Source organism: Gilvimarinus sp. 1_MG-2023 (assembly GCF_030548285.1).
In genome coordinates this window covers 1-317 of record NZ_JAUOSC010000610.1, presented here as the reverse complement: position 1 = coordinate 317, position 317 = coordinate 1, and the positions used below count along the sequence as shown (strand labels likewise).

The window sequence follows — 317 nt, the reverse complement described above, 5'->3', positions numbered from 1 at the left end:
GGTTATATTGGTCAGGGTAAAGGGGTCACTTTCCGATGGAAAGGCATCGGCAAACAGGGTCTGGTAGTCTTCATCATTACGGAAGCGATCCAGCACTTCCGTCAGATTGGCGTCGTTAATCCCCAACTCTTCCGGTGTATCACCCGTCAGAGGAATAGCCAGTTGCAGCTCGATACTGGTAAAAATCGAGTTCCACCAGGTGTAGGTGCCGTTGTACGCCACGTTCGTCAAGGTCTGGGAATTACGCACCAGATCATCACCGGTCGATCCGGTCGGCACGACCTTGCCATCCGTAAAGGCCAGTTCCTGAAAGTGAC

1 protein-coding gene is annotated in these 317 nt (G+C 52.7%); it reads right to left on the bottom strand.

Annotated features, from left to right (window positions below):
- Positions 1-317: cytochrome-c peroxidase (locus Q4563_RS18300; protein ID WP_303605522.1), on the bottom strand; the 317-nt coding region annotated here is incomplete at both ends.